28 protein-coding genes are annotated in these 21800 nt (G+C 66.5%); 17 read left to right on the plus strand and 11 right to left on the minus strand.

Annotated features, from left to right (window positions below; all coding sequences use genetic code 11):
• Positions 1-353: 353 nt before the first annotated feature.
• The 6 genes from NNI01S_RS18075 (at position 354) to NNI01S_RS18100 (ending at position 4273) form a co-directional block, all read left to right on the plus strand.
• Positions 354-1202, plus strand: coding sequence for a transcriptional regulator (locus tag NNI01S_RS18075; protein WP_157114848.1), 849 nt, complete (start codon positions 354-356; stop codon positions 1200-1202).
• A gap of 148 nt (positions 1203-1350) precedes the next feature.
• Entirely contained in the window at positions 1351-1698 is a 348-nt protein-coding gene (locus NNI01S_RS35325; RefSeq protein ID WP_245676265.1) for a WXG100 family type VII secretion target, read from the plus strand.
• Between the two features lie 11 nt (positions 1699-1709).
• Positions 1710-2009: a WXG100 family type VII secretion target gene (locus tag NNI01S_RS18085; protein WP_063021299.1), complete on the plus strand. Its 300-nt coding sequence runs from the start codon at positions 1710-1712 to the stop codon at positions 2007-2009.
• The gene (locus tag NNI01S_RS18090; protein WP_063021300.1) at positions 2006-3319 is read left to right on the plus strand and encodes a polymorphic toxin type 24 domain-containing protein; all 1314 of its coding nucleotides are present in this window, start codon (positions 2006-2008) and stop codon (positions 3317-3319) included. Before NNI01S_RS18085 ends, NNI01S_RS18090 begins: the two co-directional genes overlap by 4 nt.
• Positions 3319-3726 (plus strand): HEAT repeat domain-containing protein, encoded by a 408-nt coding sequence (locus NNI01S_RS18095; protein WP_169812985.1) that lies wholly within the window; start codon positions 3319-3321, stop codon positions 3724-3726. Before NNI01S_RS18090 ends, NNI01S_RS18095 begins: the two co-directional genes overlap by 1 nt.
• 337 nt (positions 3727-4063) lie before the next feature.
• Positions 4064-4273, plus strand: coding sequence for a hypothetical protein (locus NNI01S_RS18100; RefSeq protein WP_063021302.1), 210 nt, complete (start codon positions 4064-4066; stop codon positions 4271-4273).
• Positions 4274-4410: 137 nt separating this feature from the next.
• Here NNI01S_RS18100 and NNI01S_RS18105 read toward each other — a convergent pair whose 3' ends face one another.
• The 4 genes from NNI01S_RS18105 to NNI01S_RS18120 form a co-directional block, all read right to left on the minus strand.
• On the minus strand, positions 4411-4614 hold the full coding sequence (locus NNI01S_RS18105) for a hypothetical protein (RefSeq protein WP_157114850.1): 204 nt from the start codon (positions 4612-4614) through the stop codon (positions 4411-4413).
• Positions 4615-4770: 156 nt separating this feature from the next.
• Positions 4771-5097, minus strand: coding sequence for a helix-turn-helix domain-containing protein (locus NNI01S_RS18110; RefSeq protein WP_063021304.1), 327 nt, complete (start codon positions 5095-5097; stop codon positions 4771-4773).
• The gene (locus NNI01S_RS18115; RefSeq protein ID WP_063021305.1) at positions 5097-5474 is read right to left on the minus strand and encodes a type II toxin-antitoxin system RelE/ParE family toxin; all 378 of its coding nucleotides are present in this window, start codon (positions 5472-5474) and stop codon (positions 5097-5099) included. Before NNI01S_RS18115 ends, NNI01S_RS18110 begins: the two co-directional genes overlap by 1 nt.
• Positions 5475-5566: 92 nt before the next feature.
• Positions 5567-6220 carry a Uma2 family endonuclease gene (locus NNI01S_RS18120; RefSeq protein WP_063021306.1) on the minus strand — a complete coding sequence of 218 codons (654 nt, stop codon included), beginning with the start codon at positions 6218-6220 and terminating at the stop codon, positions 5567-5569.
• A 283-nt stretch (positions 6221-6503) separates the two neighbouring features.
• On the opposite strand from NNI01S_RS18120, the gene rpsH reads away from it, so the two are divergent.
• The 9 genes from rpsH (at position 6504) to map (ending at position 12043) form a co-directional block, all read left to right on the plus strand.
• Complete coding sequence (gene rpsH, locus NNI01S_RS18125) at positions 6504-6902, plus strand: 30S ribosomal protein S8 (RefSeq protein WP_039795549.1); 399 nt, start codon at positions 6504-6506, stop codon at positions 6900-6902.
• Between the two features lie 12 nt (positions 6903-6914).
• Positions 6915-7454 carry a 50S ribosomal protein L6 gene (gene rplF, locus NNI01S_RS18130; RefSeq protein WP_063021307.1) on the plus strand — a complete coding sequence of 180 codons (540 nt, stop codon included), beginning with the start codon at positions 6915-6917 and terminating at the stop codon, positions 7452-7454.
• Between the two features lie 2 nt (positions 7455-7456).
• Complete coding sequence (rplR, locus tag NNI01S_RS18135; protein WP_063021308.1) at positions 7457-7864, plus strand: 50S ribosomal protein L18; 408 nt, start codon at positions 7457-7459, stop codon at positions 7862-7864.
• A 31-nt stretch (positions 7865-7895) separates the two neighbouring features.
• Positions 7896-8555, plus strand: a complete 660-nt coding sequence (gene rpsE, locus NNI01S_RS18140; RefSeq protein WP_063021309.1) for a 30S ribosomal protein S5 — start codon at positions 7896-7898, stop codon at positions 8553-8555.
• Positions 8555-8734, plus strand: coding sequence for a 50S ribosomal protein L30 (gene rpmD / locus NNI01S_RS18145; RefSeq protein WP_039795559.1), 180 nt, complete (start codon positions 8555-8557; stop codon positions 8732-8734). The genes rpsE and rpmD overlap by 1 nt, the downstream gene beginning before the upstream one ends.
• A gap of 1 nt (position 8735) precedes the next feature.
• Positions 8736-9179, plus strand: coding sequence for a 50S ribosomal protein L15 (gene rplO, locus NNI01S_RS18150; RefSeq protein ID WP_063021310.1), 444 nt, complete (start codon positions 8736-8738; stop codon positions 9177-9179).
• 172 nt (positions 9180-9351) lie between these two features.
• Complete coding sequence (gene secY / locus NNI01S_RS18155; RefSeq protein WP_063021311.1) at positions 9352-10674, plus strand: preprotein translocase subunit SecY; 1323 nt, start codon at positions 9352-9354, stop codon at positions 10672-10674.
• Complete coding sequence (locus tag NNI01S_RS18160) at positions 10671-11216, plus strand: adenylate kinase (RefSeq protein ID WP_063021312.1); 546 nt, start codon at positions 10671-10673, stop codon at positions 11214-11216. The genes secY and NNI01S_RS18160 overlap by 4 nt, the downstream gene beginning before the upstream one ends.
• Positions 11217-11245: 29 nt before the next feature.
• Positions 11246-12043, plus strand: coding sequence for a type I methionyl aminopeptidase (map, locus tag NNI01S_RS18165; protein WP_063021313.1), 798 nt, complete (start codon positions 11246-11248; stop codon positions 12041-12043).
• 433 nt (positions 12044-12476) lie between these two features.
• On the opposite strand, the gene NNI01S_RS18170 is transcribed toward map, so the two are convergent.
• The 4 genes from NNI01S_RS18170 to NNI01S_RS18185 all read right to left on the minus strand — a co-directional run bounded on the left by NNI01S_RS18170 (position 12477) and on the right by NNI01S_RS18185 (position 16068).
• Entirely contained in the window at positions 12477-13277 is an 801-nt protein-coding gene (locus NNI01S_RS18170) for a class I SAM-dependent methyltransferase (RefSeq protein ID WP_063021314.1), read from the minus strand.
• 36 nt (positions 13278-13313) lie between these two features.
• Positions 13314-13742 (minus strand): DUF4254 domain-containing protein, encoded by a 429-nt coding sequence (locus tag NNI01S_RS18175; RefSeq protein WP_063021315.1) that lies wholly within the window; start codon positions 13740-13742, stop codon positions 13314-13316.
• On the minus strand, positions 13739-14197 hold the full coding sequence (locus tag NNI01S_RS18180; protein WP_063021316.1) for a hypothetical protein: 459 nt from the start codon (positions 14195-14197) through the stop codon (positions 13739-13741). Before NNI01S_RS18180 ends, NNI01S_RS18175 begins: the two co-directional genes overlap by 4 nt.
• 347 nt (positions 14198-14544) lie before the next feature.
• Complete coding sequence (locus NNI01S_RS18185; protein WP_245676261.1) at positions 14545-16068, minus strand: hypothetical protein; 1524 nt, start codon at positions 16066-16068, stop codon at positions 14545-14547.
• A 166-nt stretch (positions 16069-16234) separates the two neighbouring features.
• Between NNI01S_RS18185 and dtd the strand changes: the two genes are divergently transcribed.
• Positions 16235-16678, plus strand: a complete 444-nt coding sequence (gene dtd, locus NNI01S_RS18190; RefSeq protein WP_063021318.1) for a D-aminoacyl-tRNA deacylase — start codon at positions 16235-16237, stop codon at positions 16676-16678.
• Positions 16679-16895: 217 nt separating this feature from the next.
• Here dtd and NNI01S_RS18195 read toward each other — a convergent pair whose 3' ends face one another.
• Positions 16896-17501, minus strand: coding sequence for a GNAT family N-acetyltransferase (locus NNI01S_RS18195; RefSeq protein WP_157114851.1), 606 nt, complete (start codon positions 17499-17501; stop codon positions 16896-16898).
• Between the two features lie 3 nt (positions 17502-17504).
• Positions 17505-18308 carry a GntR family transcriptional regulator gene (locus NNI01S_RS18200; RefSeq protein ID WP_063021319.1) on the minus strand — a complete coding sequence of 268 codons (804 nt, stop codon included), beginning with the start codon at positions 18306-18308 and terminating at the stop codon, positions 17505-17507.
• A 358-nt stretch (positions 18309-18666) separates the two neighbouring features.
• On the opposite strand from NNI01S_RS18200, the gene NNI01S_RS36030 reads away from it, so the two are divergent.
• Positions 18667-18978: a DUF4254 domain-containing protein gene (locus NNI01S_RS36030; RefSeq protein WP_223518746.1), complete on the plus strand. Its 312-nt coding sequence runs from the start codon at positions 18667-18669 to the stop codon at positions 18976-18978.
• 50 nt (positions 18979-19028) lie between these two features.
• Here the strand turns inward: NNI01S_RS36030 and NNI01S_RS36035 are convergent, their stop codons facing one another.
• On the minus strand, positions 19029-20516 hold the full coding sequence (locus NNI01S_RS36035) for a MinD/ParA family ATP-binding protein (RefSeq protein ID WP_245676263.1): 1488 nt from the start codon (positions 20514-20516) through the stop codon (positions 19029-19031).
• Positions 20517-21800 lie beyond the last annotated feature (1284 nt).

The following is a 21800-nucleotide window of genomic DNA, read 5'->3' on the forward strand; positions in this document are numbered from 1 at the left end:
CTGGCTGCTGATAGCCCGGTGGCGGCGTCGGCAGTCCTTGTGTGGGGTAGCCGGAGCCGGTGTTGGGCCCGGGGGACGGTGGCGGCGGTTGGGACACGGGTTGACCCCCTGAGTGATGGTGAATGTTGCTGGATTGATCGCTTCGGGCGGGACGCTGTTACGAAGCTCTCAAACTGTATTGGTTTGACGCGGCTTCTGGAGGGGTAAGGGGAATCGTCCCGCTCGGTCTGGTTAGTGCTGGATTCCAACATCAGTGCTAACTAAGAAGTTCTCGCTGACGTGCAGTCCATGATGCTCACCGGATTCGACGCGCCGCCCTTGCACACCCTCCTGAACTCCACCGAGGGAGTGGCTTGGTCGCGCGAGGTAGGTCTGAGGATCCCGACTACCAGATCGCCGATACCGATACCGAGGCGCAATGGGAACCCGTGTGGGCAGTGCTGTTCGGGAACTCACCGGCGGCCGACGAGCCAGCGACGGCCGCCGGAGTGCAGGCAACGCTCGACGCCGTGCAAGCGATGATCAGCGCCGACAAGTACCGCGAGGTCACTGCGCTACTCCCCGGCCTGATCCGCGACGCCGATAGTGTCGAAGACGGGCGCTTGACCCGGTTCCGTGTCTTGAACATGACGGCCTCGTTGCTGGTCCAGACCAGGCAGTCCGAGGCCGCCGACGCCGTGCTCGAGCGTGCGATGGACGCTGCCGAGACCCATATCGAGGCGGCCACGGTCATCGACACCATGCTCTGGGCGTTGCTGCGGCAAGGGCTTCTGGATGGCGCTCGGGCACTGGCGACCAAATGGGCCGACGACATCGAGCCGCGATTCTCGCGGGCGAGCGTGTCGACGGTGGCGATGCGGGATCGACTGTGGCTGAAGGTCACCAACGCCGCCGTGCGCGACAACCAGCCAGGCGAGGCTGAAGACGCGATGTCGATGGCGCGTGCGGCCGCATACCGGATCGGCCGTGAGATCTATATAGAACGGCTGCTCGGCCGCACGTTCGGGCCGTTGGAGGTTGCCTATATCTCGGCCGAGTCGTTTGCCATTGCCGGTGAGCCGGAGAAGACGCTCGCTATTGCTAGCCAAGTCCCTGTACCGACTATCGAACCGAACGGGGCCAGCAGGCCTCGGCATCGGCTGGACGTGGCCAATGCCCAGGTGCAGCTCGGTCAGTTCGGCGAAGCCTTGGACGGATTGTGAGGTGCGTAGAGGGCAGCTCCAGATGGCTTGTGCAGCAGCGCTATGCGCGCGACATCCTCGGCAAGATCGTGACAACCAGAGTGCACTTTTCGTGTTCGACACTGCCGGACAGCGCTTTTCACGTTACCGAGGCGGGAGTACCTTGTCGGTGGGACTGTTCGGTGACAGAGGGGACAGAGGGTTGGTCGGGGAGCAGCCATCACTGTCGGTCGATACCGATGCAGTCGAAGCGGTGGGGCGCTTGGCATTCGATGTCGCTACGCAGTGCCGGGACGGGTATTCGGCATTGGCGACCGATGTCCGGGACATGCTGGAGAGCTGGACCGGGAACAACGCCGGCGCTTTCGCGGCCGGGTGGGAAGAGTTCCATCAAGGGGCGGTGCAGGTGTGGGATGCGCTGTTCGAGCTGGCGGAAAAGCTGGGAATCACCGCGGACACCGTGCGCGGCGCCGATCAATCATTCGCGGCGGGCGTCAGCTCGCTCGATCTGCCTTGAGGGGGGACCTGATGTCTGACGCAGAGGCTTTCTCGGTCGACGTCGACAAACTCGAGAACTTGGCCGCTCGGATCCGAGGCTTCGCGGGGTTGCTTTCCGATCAGCTGGCGGCGATCGACCAGAAAGTCAAGGAAGTCGACGCCGCATCGGCCGGTGCGGCGATGGTGGCCTACCGCGAAGCGCACGACGAGTGGTTGGCGGGCGCCACCGACATCGCCGAAGGGCTCACGGCTTTGGAGGAGGCCGTGAAGCTCGCCCACGACGGCTATACCGGCGCTGTTGCCGAGGGCTTGAGGATCCTCGGCGTATGACGGCTCTGGCTGTCGATCCGAAGGCTTACTACCAAGCGGCCACCAACTGCTTCGACGCCGCATCCGCGCTGCGGGACAGCTTTCTGTACATCTTCGCGGAGTTGTCCGAATGTGGATCGATGGCGGGCGTGGACGAGAACGGCCAGGAGTGGGCGCGCTCGTACAACACCTCCGCCTACGAGGCGGTGGGGTTCTTCCAGGACGTCCACTCCACGCTGTACGCATATGGCAGCGCCCTCAACGACATCGGCTTCACGCACGCGCAAGCCGACGCCATCATGAAGGGCACACCGCAACCGGACCGGCCGACCGACCCGGGAATGCCTGTGTTCGGCCCGTTCTCGGTCCCGGCTTCCGCCGGTGGCCCTGGCCAAGGGATCGTCGACAAGGGCATCAATATCGTCAGCCACATCGGCATACCCGTTCCCGACGGCGACACCGGAAAGCTCGCCAAGGCCGCTGATGCCTGGGATCGCCTCGGCACGATCTACCAGAACACCAACGCTCGCGACAAAATAACGATCGCGGCGAGCCTGTTCGACAGTGTGACCGCCGACGACGCAGGCCATATCCGCGACGACCTCAAATCCCTGGCCAACTCCATCGACCAACTGCTGACCGCCTGCACCCAGATCAGCCAGTCCTGCATCGCCTACAAGGAAGCGCTGACCGAACTCCGTGCCGAAATCGAGGGCTTCTTGAAGTCGCTCGCCACCGACCTCGCCATCGACGCCGCGATCACGATCGGCCTCGCCCTGATCAGTTTCGGGGCGGGAGCGGTCACCGCAGGCAAGGCTCTGGTCACGGTGCAGAAATGGGCCGGGAAGATCAAAGACGGCATACTCGCCTGGCGTGGGCGCAAGGCGCTGCAGATAGCAGGTCTCAAGCAAGAGGCGAAAGACGCCGTCGTCAAGGCCAGGAAGGTGGTTACCGACCTACGTGACCGGCTGCGTAAGAAGGCCGACGACTTACCTAAGCCACCGAAAAAGTCACTCAAGGAAGAGTTGGAAAACGCCCAGGTGTGGACCGGGCGAAACCTGCCAACTCAGGGCGGTCCGCCGAACGGATATCTCGTCAAACGGGACGCTCAGGGAAACATCACCCATTACTCGCATTTCGATGCTGACGGGGTGGCCACCAGCCGAGTAGATGTTGTCGGAAAGCCGCACATGGACAAGGCGACAGGGCAATATATTCCGACACCGCACGTTGTGGAAGTTCAGAAAAATATAGACCCCGTCACAGGCCGGATTTTCGCGCGTACCATCAATGACAGTGTCAGACCCGCTCTACCTGAGGAGATCCCATAGTGAACACAGCAGATGAGCAAGTTGGTCTGCGGGCAGCTCTGGAGCATTCCCGAAGCGACGAAGGCCTGGTACGGCTTCGCGCCATCTCCGAGTTGAGCGCCCTGATCTTCGATCCTCAGGCGCGCAGACGCCTTGTGGAGATGCTGGACGATGACGTGGTCACGATGCAGATCGAAGCCGCCGAGGTTCTGGTGCGATATGGCGGACAGGAGGGCCTGCTGTCGGTTCTGGAGGAACTTGGTCGGCGCGATGACGGTGATGTCGATTACATCGCATACCGACTCAGCGATCTGGATAATTTAGGAGATTTTCCGGTTTTGGAGACCGCATCCGCCATTGCTGAATCAAAAATATCACCCGATGCGCGGCGCGGCCTGAAAGATCTGCACGACGTCATGGGGCGATGAGGGAGTGTGGAGGACTGTCCGGGGTGCGCTACCCTACGTGAGGATTGCTGGCCGTCCTCACTGAACTGGGTCGGCGCCGAAACGATCCTGACACAGACTACGCCGCTTATATGCTGAGCGAACTCGAAAAATTCGGAGAGTTTCCGGTCCTTCGCAATGCTCTGGCTATCGATCAGCCCCGATTGTCATCTGACGCTAAAATAGGTCTGAGTAACCTTGCGGGAACTCATGAATAAATGAAAGCTCGTTGGTAGATGCATCGAGAAGCTGGAAAATTTCTCCTCTGCAATTCCTCGGACGATTGGGCTACGATCGGTGAGACCGTGCGACCCGGCGAGTGACCACCCCGCGTCCGGAGGAGCCCGATATCCACCTGCGCGTCCTGCTCGGCGACCTGAGCCTGGACTTCGCCGCTTGCCACACCGCAGCCGTGCGATTCATCCGGGAGTGGTGCGCCGTACGCGCCGCTGCCGACCTCATCGTTGTTCCCGACGATACCGCCGGGTTGCCGCGTTTGCCGTGCGAGCGCCTCTACTTACAACCATGAGGACGCTCGCATCACACGTTGCGGACGAATCTTCGACTCGGCGCAATCACCCCGTGAGATGGAGCCGCGAGTGGCACACCGTCGAGAGGCTTACTCGGTCGATGGCACAGTGGTGTGCCACTCGCGGACGCCGCGTGTCACCGGCGGTCCGGATTGTCATCGAGGTCACCGGCGAGAATGTCGTCGACGCGCGCGGCGAATGTGGGATCGCCGCTGGCGAAACGGTTCAGGCGTAGCGGCCTCGATCGGCGAACCCGCATCGCGGCCAGATGAATAGCGGCGCGAATGATATCCGCACTGCTGACGCCCGTCCGCATTGCCGCGTCCTCGATGACGGCCAAGTCAGTGGTATCGGCGTGGACCGTGATTCGCTCGAGTGGCATATGCACACTGTGGCAGAGGTGTGCGCGAAGCCGTCGCGAGCATATGGGAGGCGGTTCATTTCGGCTCTGCGCGAGGGGGCGAACGCCCAAGGTCGGGCGCGGGCGCAGTAAGCGCTACGCCGCACTGGTGTGCGGCGTGAAACTGACGCGTGCGTCGTCGGCATCGATGGCGATGTTCAGCGAAGCGTCCAGGGCTCGTGCCAGCTTTGTCAGTAGCGGAAGGGTGGGGACGGCGTCAGATCCCTCGATCCGGGAAATCTTTGCCTGCGTCAGTCCCGCACGGGCGGCGAGTTCGGTTTGGGTGAGGCCGAGTTCGGTGCGGCGGTTGTAGACGGCGGCGGCGAGCTCCATGGCCAGTCGGATCTCATGACGCACTTCGCTGACGGCCTCGGGCTCGGTCAGTCCCTGGTCTCTACCCGTCTTCCATCGACTATGGGGCATCACAGCTCTCCCTTCTCAATAGTGCGAAGGAACTCGTCGTGGGCGGGGCCGTGTTCGGCCTCGCATATTCTTCGCATCTCAATAGCACGTTTGACCTCGGCATCCTCGCGGTCCTTGGTCTTACGGAATGTGGTCAGCAAGACGATCGTGCGGTCGGATCGGAACCAGTACGTGATCCGCGTGGCGGCTCCATCCAGCGTGGGGCGAAGTTCGCGCACACCCTCGCCCAGGTAGCGGGAGAAGGGTTCGTTGAGTGTGGTGGCGCGTTCCGCGAGCAGGGCCACGTAGGCTTCAACCTTCAGGAAGTGCTTGGCTGGAAGCGACTCCAGCCAAGAACGCACCTCGGGCTCGATCTCAATCGAGTAAAGCGAGTCCACTTCACCAGTCTATATGTCGTCGACGACATGTTCAGGTGCTAGGTGCTGGAGCGTGTTGGTCGGATCGGCGTGAACAGGCCCAGGCTGCGCGGTCAGAACTCCAACTCCGACCAGGGGATGTGGATCGGGAACGGAAAGTCGATGGTGATCGCGGCGGAATCGTTCGGTGCCCACTCGCCGATCAGCAGGTAGTTCGTCGGATATAGCGGGTGTACGCCGGGTGGAAGCTTGCCAGGGGTGATTTCCAGGGCGTATGCGCGGACCAGCGCGATTGTGCTCTTCTCACGCGCGAGCGTCACTTCCCAAAACCAGGGAACGCCTGCGTCGGCGTAGCGCCCCTGCTCGTCGTAAGGATCGGTAGCGGTGGTCCACGGCGAATGGATTCGGCCTGCCAGAAGTACGTCTTGGGCGCGGATGTCCTGGTAGGGGGTATCGAGGCGGCGGTAGACGAGCACGTCGGGGGTGGCGAAGTCCGACTTGCCGGTCTTGCCGAAGAAGACGTTGGTTTCGAAGTCGACACGCCACCAGCTCTGTGGCTGCTCGGCCATGCCATCGCGGGCGCAGCGCTTGAGTGCGCTGGTCAGCGCGAAGGTGAACGCTTGATGCTCGGCAGGTCCCCGCTCTCGCCAGACGACGCGCCCGTTGCGCAGTTCGATCTGTCCCGCGATCTCCTCGGGTAGTTGCTCGAGATCCTCCCAGGTCATGAACTCCGGGAGGTCGGGTCGTTCGACGCCTGAGCTCGACATAGGCCCATGCTAGCCCGATCACGCACTGTTTCCGCTGGTCATGAGCCCAGTGACTCGGGCCCCTCACAGACCCCGATTTTGCCCCGGTGAACCCCTTGCCTACACTAGAGCGGTTGCCTGGGCACCTCCATGCCCGCATGCGTGCGCCCGGGCGATCGAACCTCCTCCGGTCGGCAAGTGTCGGCCGGACCATCCGAATTGTCGTAGGCCCACCGCTACGCATGCCGATGTGCATGACGGCGCTGTATGGGAACCGCGGCGAGAAAGGTGTCTAGGTCGAACCATGACCATGACTGATCCGATCGCAGACTTCCTGACACGTCTGCGCAACGCCAACTCGGCGTACCACGATCAGGTGAAGGCTCCGCACTCGAAGCTCAAGGCGAACATCGCCGAGATCCTCAAGCGCGAGGGCTACATCGCCGACTACCGGACCGAGGACGCACAGGTGGGCAAGACGCTCATCGTCGACCTCAAGTACGGCCCGAGCCGTGAGCGCAGCCTCGCCGGCGTGCGCCGTGTCTCCAAGCCCGGTCTGCGCGTGTACGCGAAATCCACCAACCTGCCCAAGGTGCTCGGCGGCCTCGGCGTGGCGATCATCTCCACGTCCTCCGGCCTGCTCACCGACAAGCAGGCGGCCAAGCAGGGCGTGGGCGGCGAAGTCCTCGCTTACGTCTGGTAAGGGAGCGGAACTATGTCGCGTATTGGTAAGAAGCCCATCGCCCTCCCGGCCGGTGTGGACGTGACCATCGACGGCCAGGACATCTCGGTGAAGGGGCCCAAGGGCACCCTGTCGCTCACCGTCGCCGAGCCGATCACCGTCGCCAAGGGCGAGGACGGCCAGCTCGAGGTCGCCCGCCCGGATGACGAGCGCCGCAGCCGCGCGCTGCACGGCCTGACCCGCACCCTGGTGTCGAACATGATCGTCGGCGTCACCCAGGGCTACGAGAAGAAGATGGAAATCTTCGGCGTCGGTTACCGCGTCGCGCTGAAGGGCCAGAACCTCGAGTTCGCCCTCGGCTACAGCCACCCGGTGCCGATCGAGGCGCCGGAGGGCATCACGTTCGCGGTGGAGTCGCCCACCAAGTTCTCCGTGTCCGGAATCGACAAGCAGAAGGTCGGCCAGATTTCGGCGGTCATCCACGGCCTGCGCAAGCCCGACCCGTACAAGGGCAAGGGCATCCGCTACGCCGGCGAGGTCGTTCGCCGCAAGGTCGGAAAGACGGGTAAGTGATCATGGCGCAAACCGAAAACCAGAAGGCCAAGCGCATCCCCCTGGGCAAGGACGTGTCGACGCAGCGTCGTCTGTCGAAGACGCGCCGTCACTTCCGTCTGCGCAAGAAGGTGGAGGGAACCACCGAGCGTCCGCGCCTGGTGGTCAACCGCTCCTCGCGGCACCTGCACGCGCAGCTGGTCGACGACTCGGTCGGCAAGACCATCGCCGCCGCGTCGACCATCGAGGCCGACGTGCGCGCGCTGGACGGCGACAAGTCGGCCAAGAGCAAGAAGGTCGGCGCCCTGCTGGCCGAGCGTGCCAAGGCCGCCGGTGTCGAGGCCGTCGTGTTCGACCGTGGTGGGCACGATTACCACGGCCGGATCGCCGCACTGGCCGATGCCGCTCGCGAAGGTGGGTTGAAATTCTGATGATCGACAACAAGAACGGAAGGAACGTCTGATGCCGGGACGTCAGAGGCGTGACGGCGGAAACGGACCCGCCGGACAGAATGGCAGCGCCCCCGAGGGCGGCCGCGGCGACCGTCGCGGTGGTGGCGACCGTCGGGGCGGCGGCGACCGTCGCGACAACGCCGCCGAGAAGAACCAGCTCGAGCGGGTCGTCGCGATCAACCGCGTCTCCAAGGTCGTGAAGGGTGGTCGGCGCTTCAGCTTCACCGCCCTCGTGATCGTCGGTGATGGCAACGGTCTGGTCGGCGTCGGCTACGGCAAGGCCAAGGAAGTTCCCGCGGCCATCCAGAAGGGCGTCGAAGAGGCTCGCAAGAACTTCTTCCGCGTCCCGATGATCGGCTCCACCATCACGCACCCGGTGCAGGGTGAGGCGGCCGCCGGTGTGGTCATGCTGCGCCCGGCCTCGCCCGGTACCGGTGTGATCGCCGGTGGCGCGGCTCGTGCCGTGCTGGAATGCGCCGGTATCCACGACATTCTGGCGAAGTCGCTCGGTAGCGACAACGCCATCAACGTCGTGCACGCGACTGTCACTGCCCTCAAGCAGCTGCAGCGTCCGGAAGAGGTCGCGGCTCGCCGTGGCCTGCCGCTCGAGGACGTCGCTCCTGCCGGCATGCTGCGTGCGCGCGCTCAGGCTGCCGGAGGTGTCAAGTAATGGCAGATCTCAAGGTGACCCAGATCAAGAGCTCGATCGGCGCCAAGAAGAATCAGCGGGACAGCCTTCGGACCCTCGGTCTGCGCGGTATCCGCAAGACCGTGGTCCGCGAGGACAACGCCCAGAACCGCGGGCTGATCAACGTCGTGCGCCACCTCGTGACCGTTGAGGAGGTCTGACATGACCATCAAGTTGCACCACCTGCGTCCGGCTCCCGGCGCCAAGACCGAGAAGATCCGCGTGGGTCGCGGTGAGGCGTCCAAGGGCAAGACCGCGGGTCGCGGTACCAAGGGCACCAAGGCACGCAAGAACGTGCCCGCCGCCTTCGAGGGTGGGCAGATGCCGATCCACATGCGGCTGCCCAAGCTGAAGGGCTTCACGAACCCGTTCCGCACGGAATACCAGGTCGTGAACGTCGGCAAGATCGCGCAGCTGTTCCCCGAGGGCGGCGAGGTCGGCAAGGCCGAGCTCGTGGCGGCCGGCGCGGTTCGCAAGAACCAGCTGGTCAAGGTCCTCGGCGATGGCGAGATCGGCGTCGCGGTTCAGGTGACCGCGGACAAGGTCACCGGCGCGGCGAAGGAGAAGATCACCGCCGCCGGTGGCACCGTCACCGAGCTGGGCTGACGGTACTCTGCATGACAGTGGCACCGGACGAGTGAAGAGCTCGTCCGGTGCCACTGTTAGAGTTCAATTGTTGTCTGCCAGCCTCGCCGTGGTTTTCGGCGTCCCTTCTGTGTCGAGCAGGGACCATCGCTGAATATCCATGTCATGACCATGTCGTTCGCCAGGAGGATCAGTGCTTTCCGCCTTCGTATCGGCCTTCCGGACTCCGGACTTACGGCGGAAGATTCTCTTCACGCTGGGGTTGATCGCGTTGTACCGGCTGGGTGCCTCGCTGCCGTCCCCCGGCGTCGACTACAAGGCGGTCCAGGAGTGCATCGACCTGGTCTCGGGCGGTGAGTCCGGCGGCATCTACCAGCTGATCAACCTGTTCTCCGGTGGTGCGCTGCTGCAGCTGTCGGTCTTCGCGATCGGCATCATGCCCTACATCACCGCGAGCATCATCATCCAGCTGCTCACCGTCGTCATCCCGCGGTTCGAGGAACTGCGCAAGGAAGGCCAATCCGGCCAGACGAAGATGACGCAGTACACCAGATACCTCTCGATCGCGTTGGCGATCCTGCAGGCCACCGGCCTGGTCGCTCTCGCGGCCCGTGGCCAGCTGCTGCAGGGCTGCCAGAAGGACATCCTGGCCGACACCAGCATCTTCGGCATGATCATCATCGTGCTCGTGATGACCGCGGGCGCGGCGCTGGTGATGTGGTTCGGCGAGCAGATCACCGAGCGCGGCATCGGCAACGGTATGTCGCTGCTGATCTTCGCCGGCATCGCCGCCCGCATCCCGAGCGAGGGCAAGGCGATTCTGGACAGCCGGGGTGGTCTGGTGTTCGGCCTGGTCTGTGCCGCCGCACTGGCGATCGTCTCGGCCGTGATCTTCGTCGAGCAGGGCCAGCGCCGGATCCCGGTCCAATACGCCAAGCGCGTGGTGGGCCGGAAGATGTACGGCGGCTCCTCGACCTACCTGCCGTTGAAGGTGAACCAGGCGGGCGTGATCCCGGTCATCTTCGCCTCGTCGCTGCTGTACCTGCCGAACCTGGTGGCGCAGCTGACCGGCTCGCAGAACAACCAGAATCCGAGCTGGTGGCAGGAGATCATCCAGAAATACCTGGTGAATCCCGGCAACCCGGTGTACATCGCGATCTACTTCGGTCTGATCGTGTTCTTCACCTACTTCTACGTCGCGATCACCTTCAACCCGGAGGAGCGCGCGGACGAGATGAAGAAGTTCGGCGGCTTCATCCCGGGCTACCGGCCCGGCAAGCCGACCGCCGACTACCTCAACTTCGTCCTGAGCCGTATCACCCTCCCCGGCTCGATCTATCTCGGTCTGGTAGCGGTGCTGCCGAACCTGTTCCTCGACATCGGCGCCTCCGGTGGTACGCAGAACCTTCCGTTCGGCGGTACCGCGGTGCTGATCATGGTGAGCGTCGGTTTGGACACCGTGAAGCAGATCGAGAGCCAGCTGATGAATCGAAATTACGAAGGGTTCCTCAAGTGAGAGTTGTACTGCTCGGTCCGCCGGGCGCCGGTAAAGGCACCCAGGCCGTCCTGCTGTCGGAGAAGCTGGGCGTTCCGCACATCTCCACCGGGGACCTGTTCCGCGCGAATATCAGCCAGCAGACGCCGCTGGGCCGTGAGGCGCAGAAGTACATGGACGCGGGCGACCTGGTGCCCAGCGACGTGACCAACCGCATGGTGGAGGCGCGGGTCAATGAGCCCGACGCCGCCAACGGGTTCGTCCTCGACGGATACCCGCGCACGGTGGACCAGGCCGACGCGCTGGAGAAGATCCTCAAGGACATGAACACCAAGCTGGACGCGGTGCTGCGTTTCGTGGTGCCGGAGGACACCGTGGTCGAGCGGATGCTCGCCCGTGGCCGCGCCGACGACAACGAGGGCGTGATCCGCAACCGTCTGCGGGTGTACCGCGAAGAGACAGAACCGCTGCTGGACCACTACGACGGCCTGGTCGTCTCGGTGGACGGCGTCGGCGAGGTCGACGACGTCAACGCGCGGGCGCTGCGCGCGCTGGGCCACTGAGCCGGATCGCGATGGAGCGCTGAGGCCGGATGGTCTTCAACCGCAAGAAGAAGGTCGTGCCGTTCCGGACGGCAGGCGAACTGGATGCCATGGCGGCGGCCGGCGCGATCGTCGGCCGCGCCCTGGTCGCCGTGCGGGCCGCCGCCAAGCCCGGGGTGTCCACCCTGGAGTTGGACGAGGTCGCCGAGCAGGTGATCCGGGACGCCGGCGCGGTGCCGTCGTTCAAGGGCTACCACGGCTTCCCCGCGTCCATCTGCGCCTCGGTGAACGACCGTGTGGTGCACGGGATTCCGACCGCCGAGGAGATCCTCGCCGAGGGCGACCTGGTCTCCATCGACTGCGGGGCGATTCTCGACGGATGGCACGGCGATTCGGCCTGGACCTTCGGCGTCGGCACGATCATCGAGGCCGACCGGCTGCTCAGCGAGGCGACCAAGTCGTCGATGGAGGCCGGCATCGCGGCGATGCTGCCGGGCAACCGGTTGACCGACGTCTCGCACGCTATCGAGCTGGGCACCCGGGCGGCCGAGAAGGAGCACGGGCGCGCCTACGGCATCGTCGACGGCTACGGCGGGCACGCCATCGGGCGGGAGATGCACCTCGACCCGTTCCTCGCCAACGAGGGCGAACCGGGTAAGGGCCCCAAGCTCGTGGTCGGCTCCGTGCTCGCGATCGAGCCGATGCTCACGCTCGGCACCACCCAGACGAAGGTGCTCGGCGACGACTGGACCGTGGTCACCGTGGACGGCAGTCGTGCGGCACATTGGGAGCACACGGTCGCCGTCACGGAAGACGGACCCCGGATCCTGACGCTGCGTCCGGAGTAGCGCGCGGCGGACGGCCGTCGGACGGTCGGCGTTCGGTAACACTGCGCGGCGAGGAAACGAGCCGCACCGACGCCAGGAGTCCTGGTCGATCTCGCCGTCTTCGCGTGCCGGCACCCTGCGCCGGCACCGGGCGATACCCAGCTTTCGCTGGATCGGTGACGTCGTTCCTTGCACCCGCGTCCTGCGCGTTGAGCCGAAGCGGTGCGTCCGGGGGCGTGCCCGAGCGGGCGGAACGGTTACTTCTCCTTATTTCGATACTGTCCTGAACGATGCCGTCAGCGTATGGCCGGGCAGGTGGCGGGGACATGAGTAGACCGCTACTCGAATTCGCTTGTCGCGGGCCGCGGTTCGTCGTGACCCGGGCCTGCCCGTCGGCTCCGCGATGGCGCCGGGAGCGCTGTGGCCTGGGTGTTTCGTGCGCGTAAGTAGCGGTTCAGTCGACGGGGCGGAGGGTCGATCGCAGCGCCGAAGTCAGGATGGGCAAGTCGAATTCGCCCTCGGCTGTCTCCGGCCGCTCGCGCAGATAGGCCATGATCCGGGCGAGCACCTCGGCCCGCTCCTGCGCCGAGACCACCAGCGTGTGCGAGTGCGTGCCGATGGTCGCGGTCAGGGATTCGGCGGTGCGCCGATGCCGGTGCGGGAAGGTCGACTGTTCGAATTCGTGCTCGCGGAACAGCGGGTGGTCGGGTAGCTCGACGTGCCCGATCAGCGCCAGGGCCGTAGACGCGCTGGACCCGGCGACTCGCTTCAGCCCGGCGACCCAGTCCACCGTGCTGTCATCGGTGTTCCACAGCGCTGCGAGAACGCCGCCGGGGCGCAGCACTCTGCGGAACTCCGGGTAGGCGCGGTCCAAGTCGAACCAGTGGAATGCCTGACCGGCGATGATCGCGTCCACCGAATCATCCTGGACCGGGATGGCTTCGGCCGTTCCGGCGTGTGCCGTGACATCCGGGAGCCCGCGGGTCAGTTCGGCGCGCATGTGCTCGTCCGGTTCGACGGCGATCACCGTCGCGCCGACCGCGAGCAGGCCGCGCGTCAGCTTGCCGGTGCCTGCGCCGAGGTCGAGGACGGTGAACGGCCGCCGGTGGGCGACGGCGGCCAGCGCCCAGCGGATAGCGGCGGTGGGATAGTCGGGACGGTGCTCGGCATACGCGGCGGCATGATCACCGAACGAACTCGCCCTCCTGGCGTGCAGAGCGAACTCGTCGTCGGCGCGGTCGTCCGGGCTCCCCATCCATACCACCATACGGATGGGGAGCCGCGGGCGAACCTAGGACGCGCCAGGAAGTCTGCGCACGCCCGCGCATACCTCGGCCGCCAGGTCGTCGTAACCGACGGCCAGTTCGGCCAAGCGCTGCCAGGCGTCCCACAGATCCCACTCCGACGCACTGGCCAGCGCCGCATAGGCATTCGCGGTGAACTGGGCCAGGCGATCGATCACGGCGCCGACGGTCTCGGTGTGCACATGCGCCGCGCCGTGCGCGGGGGGCAGCTGCACCGTGATCCAGCGGTCGATGTCGCGAATCAGGCTCGCTCGCAACGCATCGATCTCGTCGAGCGAGTCGGACCCCGCGCTGAGCCTGCGTTCGTGCAACGTGGTGAGTTCGTGTGCGCAGCGCAGCAGCGGGTTGGCTTCGTGCAGCTCGCCTCGGCAGGCCTGCAGCACTTGGTGTTTCGCGGGCAAGGCCCCGGTCGTCATCGCCTGGCCGTTCTCGTGCAGGACCGGACGGTGTCGACGATGGACGCGCCGGAGGGGCGGAAACCGCTCTCCGGAGCCACGATCCAGTGCCGATAGCCGGCGTCGGCGGCGGCAGGCGAAGGCAGAGCGATCTCACCGCCGCTGGGCACGATGGAGACGTTCAGCCGGAAGAGCTCGGCGAACAACCGGACGTCGTCGGGTAAATCGGGGCGGGTCAGGAAGGTCCAGCGTTTGGACCGGACGTGCGAGATGATCGGACCCAGCTCGCTGCGGCGCTGGATGAGATCGTCGCGAACCTTTTGTCCCAACGCGGCGGGCATCGTGATCGCGCCGACGAATCCGGCGCGCAGAACGATTCGGCCGATATCCGGATGAACTCCGGCGGGCAGGTCGCAAGTGTGTCGATAGTAGGCGCATCGGGCGGTCGGGGTGTCCGCCAACGCCAGTTGGTCCATAGAGCCCTCGGGTAGCTTCGTGTGATTTTTTCCAAGCCGCCCGGACGGCGCTGCGGCATCCATGCTGTGATCCGGTACACCGTGCGAGCGTTGTCTCAGTAGAGCACTCCATGGAGCGGATCAAACATTCCGTTCAATTAGTTCGCGAGAAATTCGTTTGCCTGCTGGTTACCGGCGGGTGCGGTAACCAGCAGGCTTCGCGGCCCAGCTCGGCGTTCACTTCGGTGTACGTATCTGCTGGTCAAATGACCTGTGACGATGCGGGGGCGAAGACCCCTGCATTTTGTTCACCGCCGGTGTTACCTTGCCGCAAATCGATGCCGCGGCAAGCGCATCCCGTTGCGACCTCAGGGTGTGGTGCGGAAGAACAGCACGCGATCGCCGTGCTCGGACAGCGGCGTGTTTACGCTGATCTGGCGCAGGCCGCAGTCCGGCAGGTAGGTGAGGTTGGCGAACACCTTCGTGTTGCCGAAGGCCGCGCGCAGTTTGCTCTCGGTCGCCCGGTCGGGGTTGTACAAGGCCAGCGTTTCGAAGTCCAGTGGCGCGAGCGGTTTGTCGAGCGGAGCCTGCCCGGCCGGACGGCCGAGTGCGGCGTACTGGGTGGCCGCGCCGCGCTCGTACCAGCACAGCTCGTAGGCCACGTCCTCGGTCACGGTGATCGCCGCGACGGGCCAGTCCTGGGACAGGCGCAGCGCCAGCGGGTGTTTCGCCACCGGGGTGAGTTCCCAGTTCAGGCTCATGACCGTGACCCAGCCGCCGTATGGCTGGTCGATCAGCACGATGTCGTCGCCGAGTGTGGCGGAGGTGTTCAGCTTCGGCTCGCGGATCTTCCACTTCGACTCGTGCGTACCGAGGTAGCTCTCCCGGTCGAGCGGGTAGGCGTCGTCGACGGCGTAGGCCGCGATGATCGCGGCGCGCACCTGCGCGATGGCGTCCCGCGCCGGCAAGTACACGCTCAGCGCGCCGAAGGTGGAACCGATCTGCACCGGCATCGCGGGCTGATCCTGCTCGGCGCCCGGCGCGAGCGGCCGCAGGCCGACCAGGGCCAGCTTCCAGTTGATCTCCTCGACGGTCGACAGGTCGCCGGAGGACTTGAACATGATCTGCTGCTGGGTGAGCCGCCCCGCCTGTTCCAGCGTGCGGCAGCCCAGTTCGACCAGGGCGCGGTGCGACTTCGGGGTCAGATCCAGGTCTTGGATGCCGCACGCGCGCAACCGGATCGACATCGTGGTCGACGTGAAGGCGGCGTACCGCTCCCGGTACATGGCGATGGCCTGTTTGCGCGACCGGCCCACCATGAGCGTCCGCAGCAGCGTGCTGAGGCTGGCCAGGTACTTGCCGGACAGCTCCGGGTTCGCCGCGGCCAGAGCGGCGCGGATGCGGGCCGCCTCCTCGGTCGCGGCCACGGCGGCGTCCTGGTCCAGCCTGCCCAGCCAGACACCGCACTTGGACAGACCGTCGGCGCACGGGCCGGCGACCTCCGGATGCTCGCGCGCCACTTGGCGGTAGACGTCACAGGCGCGACGGATCGTCGTGGTGGCCAGTTCCCTGCGGCCACTGTGCCGTGCCGCCTGCTCGAACGAGCGCAGCGCATCGTTCAGCTCGCCGGCGAGGCGAGCGGTGAGCACCTGGCCCCTGGACAGCAGACGCAGGCGGATCGCCACCGCCTCCTCGGCGGGCGCCAGCGCCTCCCGCGTGCGGTCGCGCGTCGAGCCATTGGTCTTGGTGGCGATCAGACCCTTGGCGAGTTCGCCGAGGGAGGTGGCCAAGCGCAGTTCGGATTCGACCGCACGGTCGAGCGCCGCATACCGATCCGCCGCGATCTGGCGCTCCATCGCGTCCAGATCCATCGCGCTCCTTGTTTCCAGCATGATCCTCCGCCAACGCGCGGCAACCGCGCAACACAACTCTCTGCGCACCGAGTTTGTCACGCTTGCCGCCCGCGCGCACCTGTATCCGGCCAGGCTGACCGGGCCCTTCGGCGGCCGGGGACCCGTGCGACCGCCGCCGTCGGAGTGGAAGGCATGATCGAGGGTTGTGCGAGCCCTCCTACAGCGCGTGAGTTCGGCGCAGGTCACCGTCGACGACCAGGTCGTGGGCCGGATCGACCCGGCCGCCCACGACGTCCCGCACGGCCTGGTAGCGCTGGTCGGCGTGACGCACTCCGACACTGAGGCGACCGCGAAGGCATTGGCCGACAAAGTGTGGCGGCTGCGCATCCTCGACGGGGAGCGCTCGGCCGCGGACCTGCGCGCGCCGATCCTGGTGGTCAGTCAATTCACCCTGTACGCGGACACCAGGAAAGGCAGGCGTCCGTCGTGGTCCGCGGCCGCTCCCGGCGCGATCGCCGAACCGCTGGTCGACGTCTTCACGCACGCGTTGCGCGAACTCGGCGCAACCGTCGCGACGGGGCTGTTCGGGGCGCACATGCACATCGACTCGGTGAACGACGGACCGGTCACCGTCCTGTTGGAACTCTGAAGTCCGTTGGCCTGCCCCGAAATTGGGGGCGGAGACCACATCCGGCGATCCGGCACGTCGCTGTACCCTGGCACGCGGTCCGCCCGCGAACATCGAGGAAGTTCCCGTTCGCGTTGGCGTCACCGGTGATTATCAACAGCTGGTCCGGCGTGGCCGCCCGCTGGATGGGCCTGGCCGTCTCGGCGCTGACCGTGCTGGTCACGCCGGCCGTGCGGGGTCAGTTGTTCGGCGGCGGTGGACGCAGGAGCGCCGCCGCGGCCGACCGCCCGATGGCCGGGACCGCCATTGGTAATTCGGGATTCCAGCTGTCGGCCCTCCGCTCGAACAGCGCGCGCGAGGGGCCGAGCGCCAGCGGCCCCGCGATGCGCACCAACCGGAATCCCGCCGAACGGTAGTAGTCGTGCAGGTCGGTATTGGTCGTCCAGGCGTCCAGCCGCACCCATGCGCGTCTGTGCACGCGGGCGAGTAGTCCCGCGTGCGCGAGCATGTGGTGGCCCACGCGCTGGCCGGCGAAGCGCAGGTCGACGATCATGAAATGGACGATCACCGCGCCCTCGAGCTCCCACCGCGACCACAGCCCCACATCGGCGCGGTCGTTGACCGTGATGGTTCCCGCGGGCTCGCCCGCCACTTCGGCGATCCAGGTCTCGCCCGCGTCCAGCGAGCGTCCGACGGCGCGGGCGAAGATCTCGATCGGCAGGCCGCGTCCAGCGACGGTCCACTGGTCGGAGCCGCGCGCGGTGAGCCACGCAGTGCGCTGCACGCGCAGGCGGCAGATCGTGCCGAGATCTCCGATTGTCGCCTGGCGCAGCGCGATGCTCATGGGCTATGCCGAACCGGACCCGTGTGAGCCCGCGAGCGTGCTCCGGATGACCGCGGTGCCCTCGGCGTCGCCGAGTTCGTAGGCGAGCCGATTGCCGGTGGCGAGCGAACGATGCCGCGTGGCGCGGGTGACTCGCTGGTGTGTGGCCCCGATGCGGAGGTGGTCGAGCAAGATGGTGCCCGCGGCGACACCGAGCACCAAGGCTTCCTCCGCGGTGGCAGGTCGCGCGACGAGCGTGTCGCGGTGCGCGGTCTCGGCGTGACCCCGGTCCGCGAGTCGGCGGGTGGTGCCCTCCGGAATATCGTGCGGGGAGTCGATTCCAGTGGCCTCGGCCAGATCCCGGGGATAGAAGCTGACCTCCCAGGACCACGGTTCGTGGTCGAGGTACTGGACCACGGTCCTGGCCAGAACCCAGGAATCCGGCGGTACTCCCAGCCAAGACGCGACCTCGGGGCTGGCGGGCTCCATCTTCGCGCTGAACTCCTTCGACGGCTCCCGGCTCGCGGCCCGCGCGATCTCCTCGAAGATGTCGTGCGGGGTCTGCGGCCGGTCGGGGCGGATAGAGTCGGTCACCACGGATTCCAGAACTTCCAGGTTTCGAACGATGGTTCCGCGGGAAGTAGCTGTATAGACCAGATTTTCGGTCACCAACACCTGGATCGCGTTGCGAGCGGTGGTTATCGAGACCTGCATTTGATCGGCAAGCTCGGAATGACTGGGCAGTCGATCGCCCGGTTTCCACCTGGCTGCGCGGATCTCCTCGCGGAGGAGGTCTGCGATCCGGTGATACGTCGGACCGTCCGGCATCTTGCTCCTCGGTAGGTCATGCAGGTAACGAAGTGTACTCTTCGTGACTCCCTACGGCCGGTTAACGCTTGACAGGCGCCTTCAGAGGTTTATTGTAATGAAGTCCTGATCCGGTGTTGTGCGGCGATGACGGCGAGGCAACGTGGCAGGTTCGGATACAACGGTCGTAATGGCCCTCCCTGGCACACCTAGGTGTGTCGATCCTTCGGTGCGCTCTTCGGCACCGGGATTGCTTCCCACGTCCGACCTATTGGTTCGGGCGTGTCGCGGGCACCGGGTGGTCGGTGGCCCGCTGTTGTGGTTCGCTCGCGATCTGGCAGTGCTACATGAGCGCCGCCTGATCGGCCGCGGTGGTTCGGTGGACACCGCCGTGGCGGTGGTCCGTGAAATCGAGCGTCGCAGAGTCGAATTGGTGATGGCCATCGACGACTGGGTGATGCGCAGCGTGCCACAGCATCGGCTCGGTGCCACTTTGCACACCGAGACGGTAGGTGCGGTGATCGATCGCCTCGCCGAGTCTTCGGTGCGCGCGCACCACGCGTTGATGACTCTGAACGCGCACGACGAGTTGTTGCACAACGCGTGGCATCATCTCGCCGAACTCGCGGACGCCTACGACGATCTGGTGCGCGATGTCATGGCGGGCAGGCGACGCCTGCCCGAGTGGTGAGCGGCTGATCCGTACGCGCCCTTGCCCGCCGGGCCACGGCCCGGCGGGTGTCACGGACGGTAACGGCGATGATCGGTGGCGAAGTCGTCCGCGACGGTCGCGGCCAGCTCGACGTAGGCCCGCTTGGTCTGCTTGTGCAGCCGATGCAGATCGATCTCGGCGCCCTCGGACATGTGCGGGTCGAACGGGATGATGTGCACCGCGCGGCACCGGGACAGGAAGTACTCCCGCAACTGCTGGATACCGACATTCGGTGATCCGGCTCGCGGCGAGTTGATCACCACCACCGCGTTGCGCACCAAATGGTCGTGGCCGTGCAGCGACAACCAGTCCAAAGTCGCTGCGGCGCTGCGGGCTCCGTCGATCGCGGGGGACGAGATCAACACCAGCGAGTGCGCGAGGTCGAGGACACCGGCCATCGCCGAATGCATGAGCCCGGTGCCGCAATCGGTGAGGATGATGTTGTAGAACCGCTGCAGGATTCGGGCGACCGCGCGGTACTCGTCTTCGCTGAACGCCTCCGACGCGGCCGGATCCCGTTCGCTTGCCAGCACTTCCAGGCGGCTCGTCGCCTGCGAGGTGTGCCTGCGCACGTCCGAATAGCGCTGGATGGTCGAATCGAGGAGCAGGTCGCGCACGGTGGAGCGGGTCTGCAACGGCACCCGCTGCGAGAGCGTTCCGAAGTCGGGATTGGCGTCCACCGCGATCACGCGATCGCCCCGGATGGAGGCGAAGGTGGATCCGAGACCCATTGTGGTGGTGGTCTTCCCGACACCGCCTTTGAGCGAGAGCACCGCGATCCGGTAGTCACCGCGGACGGGCTGCCTGATCCGCACGACCAGTTCCTGCAGCCTGCGTTCCTCGGCCGACATACCGGGGTTGATCGCGCCGCCGGACACGTGGTGCACCGCCCTGCGCCACCCGGATCCCGCCGGTGCCTTCTTGGCCCGGCGCAGCGGCACATTGTCCAGCGAAGGCTGCTGGAACTGCGCGCCCGGTTGCGGCGCCTGTTGGGCGTAGTCCGGCGAAGGCTGCTGGAACTGTGTGCCCGGCGGCTGGGCGTAGCCGGAAGGAGTGCCCCACTGGGCAGCGGGCTGCCCTGTGACTTGGTGCTCGGCGTGATACGGCGGTGGCGCGGAAGCCGGTGCTGCCGGACGGGATTCGGGCGCGGCGGCATTGCGCCACTGGTCGACCGGTGCCTGAGCAGCTGGCCCCGGCGTCTGCGTACCAGCGAAATACGTTGCGTAGCCGGTGTTCATGCCGCTCGCGACCTGGGGACCGCCCAGGTTGGCCGGAGCCTGCTCTTGCACGGGAACCGGCCGCTGATCGAAGTTCGGCGCTTGTTCGACCGGAGCCTGCGGAGCCGACGGGTTGTTCGGGTCGGCGGAGAGCCGGTGCCGTCCGCCGCCCGGGCGCCCCGACGCCGCACCGACCTCGTTCGCGCCGGACCAGCCGGGCGTGGCGATTCCCGCGTCTTGTTGCGGACGAGTCGCGTCCACCGAGCCGGACTCACCCGGCTGCACGGCGGACTCCGGCACCGGTACAGGTATAGGCGGAGCGCCGGCCGCGAGGCCGCCGTGAGGCACCGGGACACCACCCTGCTCGTGCGGACCGGCTGCGGCGGCCGGTTCGGCAGCGCCGTGGTCCGCCGTTCGAGAGGGCGATGCCGATCGGTGATCGTCGTCCAGCCCTGGTTCCGGCGTCGAGTCGACGGGCGCTCGATCGGCCGGTGCGGCGGAGCCTTGCGGCGCGTGGGCCGGCCGATCGGGCGGCGGTGCGGTGTGTCCGAGCCAGGGCGGCGGACCATCCGCACCGCGCGTCGGCGGGCGGTGCTCGTCGTGTGCCGGTGCGGGAAAGCCACCCTGCGGCCGCTCGTGCGGCGCGGGCGGATCGGGCAGCGGCGACAGTCGGCGAGGCGCGTCCGTCGCGGATGCCTCGGAGTGCTCGGACCGCGGGGCGGCGAGCCAGGGCGGCGGACCATCGGAACTCACCGCGGTGGAACCGAGTGCGGCGGCCTGCGCTGCCGAAGCCTGACGATCGCCGCGCGCTGTCGGGTGGGCTTCGACGGGTGGTGTGGTGCCGCTCGTGCCTGCCACCGAGCCACCCTCCACCGACGTCGCCGGCAGGTGAACCGGCGTCTCGTCAGGACTCGGCGTGGCAGCATTCCCGCCGTGCGGTTGTTCGGCCGGGCTCTCGCCGCTGGGCGACGTCGCGGCCGTCGCGGCTCGGTGGCTTCCGGCCTGCCCGAACGCGTCCGCTCCCGCGGAAGCCGCGCTTTCTTCGCCGGGCGTGGATGTGGCTTCGCCGTTTCGCCGGGTCTGCTCGTCGGCAGGGAGCTCGGACCGCTCGACGCCCGGCGCCGCTGCCTCTCGCTGGATCCGGAGATCGGCTGCCTGCCGCACCGCCTGCTCAGCCGTGGTCGGCGCCCCAGCCGACGGTTCACCGCCGGTTGCGGCGTGCGTCGCGGTTGGCGATGCGGGATGCTCGCCGGTCGGCTCCCGACCGCTCTGCGCCACGATGTGCTCGGGGCCGGAGTTCGGGCTCTCGGCCGAACGTCCGCCGGTCGGGTCGGCGGACGGCGGAAGGGATTGCCCAGGTGGCCGGCTCGGGCCGGTCGGCTCCCCTGCCGAGTGCGGGAGGGTGGTCGGTATCGCCGGGTCGCTGCCGGGCGGGGTGAATTGTGCTCCCGTCGGCGCGGGTCCGTTTTGCCCTGTTGCTCGAGCCGGACTGGTCGGTGTTCCGGCCGTGCCCGGGCCGGTGGTCGGTATTGCCGCGGCGCTGCCGGGCGGTGGGGTGAATGGTGCGCCTGTCGGCGTAGGTCC

It is taken from the genome of Nocardia niwae NBRC 108934 = DSM 45340 (genome assembly GCF_001613465.1).
GTDB lineage: Bacteria > Actinomycetota > Actinomycetes > Mycobacteriales > Mycobacteriaceae > Nocardia > Nocardia niwae.